The organism is Vibrio hannami (assembly GCF_029589055.1).
Taxonomy (GTDB): domain Bacteria; phylum Pseudomonadota; class Gammaproteobacteria; order Enterobacterales; family Vibrionaceae; genus Vibrio; species Vibrio hannami.
In genome coordinates this window covers 1-3,321 of record NZ_JARQZP010000009.1, presented here as the reverse complement: position 1 = coordinate 3,321, position 3,321 = coordinate 1, and the positions used below count along the sequence as shown (strand labels likewise).

Annotated in this window: 3 protein-coding genes; 1 reads left to right on the top strand and 2 read right to left on the bottom strand. The window is 39.5% G+C overall.

The window, feature by feature from the left end:
• Positions 1–287 precede the first annotated feature (287 nt).
• Complete coding sequence (locus P7F88_RS25280) at positions 288–1,091, top strand: hypothetical protein (RefSeq protein ID WP_277829340.1); 804 nt, start codon at positions 288–290, stop codon at positions 1,089–1,091.
• 60 nt (positions 1,092–1,151) lie between these two features.
• On the opposite strand, the gene P7F88_RS25275 is transcribed toward P7F88_RS25280, so the two are convergent.
• A complete protein-coding gene (locus P7F88_RS25275) occupies positions 1,152–1,436 on the bottom strand; it encodes a hypothetical protein (RefSeq protein WP_277829339.1) in 285 nt (94 codons plus the stop codon).
• A 65-nt stretch (positions 1,437–1,501) separates the two neighbouring features.
• The gene (locus P7F88_RS25270; RefSeq protein WP_277829338.1) at positions 1,502–2,566 is read right to left on the bottom strand and encodes a plasmid recombination protein; all 1,065 of its coding nucleotides are present in this window, start codon (positions 2,564–2,566) and stop codon (positions 1,502–1,504) included.
• Positions 2,567–3,321 lie beyond the last annotated feature (755 nt).

Sequence of the window (3,321 nt, the reverse complement as noted above, 5' to 3'; positions counted from 1 at the left end):
CAGTGAACACCCTTCACTGATTTGATGAATGTACCTATATATGTATAGACTGCTATAATATACTTGAGTATATACTGAGTATTTACTATTAGATCTTTTTAGGTATATCCGTGATAATCTTCACGTTTTAGAGTTGACAAACCAGATAAAAAAGATCTACTGTATTTATAACACCAGATTGGTGAAAAACTAAAAAATTATACTTTAAAATGACCGATAACAAATACCCTAGTAATGACTATCGTATAGACGATAGTATAGACAGTAGAACATACGGAGATAAAGCCGTGAGTAGAGTATCTGATCTTGACCTTGCACTAGACGGTGCTATAGCTGAAAATGTAGACTCTAGTAAAGTCTTGCAGTTTCCTGTTAGTAAAGCCATTAAAGCTACTATAAAACTTGCCAATGACACTTCCAAGAGTATTGAAAATGGAGAAGCTGAGGAAGGTAGTGAAGCGAATACCCCACTTAGCAAAACCCTTGGTATTACTGACTTGGAGGGCGGTAGGCGCAAAGCGTTTGCAGGAAAAGAAACATCCGCATACATAAATGAAGGTGGTGAATCAAGGGAAGTATTAGCCACTTCTACAGAGACTAATTTCAAAGAATCCGAACCACCTTATTACAAGGTGTATGTCGATACAATCGCCCGTGTTCAGGGAATTCCACACTCTGTTAAGAGCTTTGTAATGGAACTTGGTAAGTTCATGACATACGAAGGTTCTATTCAGCTTACCAAGAGCGCAAAAGGCAGAATAGCCAAGGAGCTTGGAGTTTCAGAAGGCACTATAGCTAATTACCTATCCAAAGCAACAAAAACTGGAATGTTGATCAATAATGGAGGGGGCGAATTTTCATTTCACCCTTCTGTTATGGGTCGTGGTTCATGGGCTGATGTTAAAAAACACAGAACGGATTTGTTCAATCACGCTGTTGGTATCATTCGACTTGATCATAACGCTAGTGATGGTTTGACAAAACAGCGCTTTGAGTTCCTTGATGTGGACACAGCAAAAGCTGTTCTTGAAGTGATGGGCGCTGACAAAGAAGTTCTGAAGCGCCAAATAGAGCTACATAGAAAAAAATAAGCAACAAAAAAGGGCATACCAGATATGCCCTTTAATATATACCGAGTATAGACGAAAGAATTACTTTTTAACTGCCTTGCGCCCTTCCATCTTATAATCTTCATGGTTATACCCAAGTTGCTTTTCAAGCATATCCAGTAGTACAACCAAATGTTTTTCTAAATGTAGAGACACATTAAAAGATGCTCCATGTTCTTTCGACATTGAACGAGCGATTTTCAAACGTTCGTCGGTGGTAGCATCCACCTTAATGCCAAGTGGTTTTTTCACGCCAGTTTGTTTTTCAAGTTCAAGATGAGTCAAAACTCTGCGCTTGGTTTGATCTTTGTCTTTATTTCCAGTCATACTCTGTATATCCTTTTGGTTGTTCTCTAAGTGAATGTTAGTCATTACGCTCGTTTATATTAAAATTAACGCTTCGGGCGCGATCTGTCAATAGTCTTAGAGACTTTTTCTTCGAATTTTTGTAGATTTTTCATAAAGTCTGGTAAGTCACTGATTTTAATAGAATTATCTTCACATCTAATGATGGCGTCAGATGCATATTCGTATAGACTATCGTATATCTCACTAGGCATACAGGATATGACCGTATCAAGGCTGTTCGCCAAGTCTTGATTATCCTTGGCTGCCTTGCCAAGATCCATCATTATTTCAAAGAATTTGCGGTCAGCAGAGATCCCACGACCAGCGGCTTTAGCAAGTGATTCTATAAATTCCAACTTGTTAGCTCTATGCTCGTCTAGCTGTGCGTCTAGACTTTCGTATAGACAATTGGCTTCACTAAGTAACTCACGAACATATAGACGTGCAGTATTTAATTCGGACTCTATTTTAGCTTGCTTTTTGGCTATATATTCGTCACGCTCCAAGTGTTTACGTTTTGTCTCTTCTGCCGATATACCCCTAACAAAACCGCCACCCTTAAACGCCTGCCCTGCAAGGTCTTGCATTAAACTGGTCTTTCTTTTGCCACTCTTCCCCATCATTTTGCGAAGCGGTGCTGTGTCCGTTTTAAAGTCATAATTGAACATAACAATATGTGCATGATAGTTAGGTTGCCAAGCCCCATCTTTGTCATAATGACCTTCATCCATATGAAAGTCATAACTGACAGGCTCGAACCCAAATTCATCCCTCAATTTCTCCATGTACTTCTTGATCTGATTATCAAGGTACTTTTGGACATTTTTCTTACCATACTTATCGATAAGATGATCCATTTGATCTCGACCAAATGCCAATACACCGTCAATAAATGTATTTGCATTTTTCTGAATACTTTTACCTTTCCTCTCGGTAACACGATCGTACACACGTTGGTATAGACGATCAGTATTACCGAGAGAGAAATTGCGGTCTGAAAGGTCAGACCGAATATTGTCTATATTCTCGTGTTTACGTGAGTTATGATTCAGTGTGCCTTTCTGACTATGTTTGAAGTATTTGAAATTGAAAGATATATAGTTAGACATTTCTTATAACTATAGTATTTTATTTCTGTTACTGCAAACAAGCGCAAACCACTGACAGCACTAGGTTTGTAGATGATTTGAAGTACAGGCGCTTTAGCCCACTAAAGCACTACTACGTAGCTCTGCGATCCCTTCGGGTGCGTGGGTGCTACGCAGTATTTTAAAAGCCTCGGTCACTTCTGTCACGGTGTGGGTCTGTCGGAAATGTCACCGACACCACCTACACGCCATGACGCACCTCCCGTAGCAGCTCCGCCACTCCATCCGGAGGTGTTGGTATAGTCAGAATCACACAACAATGGTTGATTGGCAATGAACAACCGAAGCTCGCCGCCAACGTTTAAAATAAATATGATTGGCACAATCATGTTTTTTTAAATGGTGGTGGTGGGCAACACTCTTATCGAGCATCTCACAGCATATGTTGTGATGAGATGGTGATAACGCTCAAGAACGTCCAAGAACGCCCGTATCATGCGAAATAACACTATTTAATGTGTAATTCACCATTGGGCGATGCACACACGAAAAGATCGACACTAACACCCAAAAAACAATACTTGTTGAAAAGCCTCACCCGAACTCAAGTCTGGGCAATATCATTGACCCACTAGATCGCTGAAACACCCCCAAAATCAAGAGCTATTAATAGAAGAGAAGAATAAGACAGTATATCTTTGTGTTTTTATTCTTATATTTCAAGGTCTTATATAAAAGATATACTTCATCGTTTTGATGAAGATCCATCATTGATT

Bases quoted from the DNA above. Each gene is read 5' to 3' on its own strand.
- P7F88_RS25275 (WP_277829339.1), bottom strand. From the start codon at position 1,436: ATGACTGGAAATAAAGACAAAGATCAAACCAAGCGCAGAGTTTTGACT.
- P7F88_RS25270 (WP_277829338.1), bottom strand. From the start codon at position 2,566: ATGTCTAACTATATATCTTTCAATTTCAAATACTTCAAACATAGTCAG.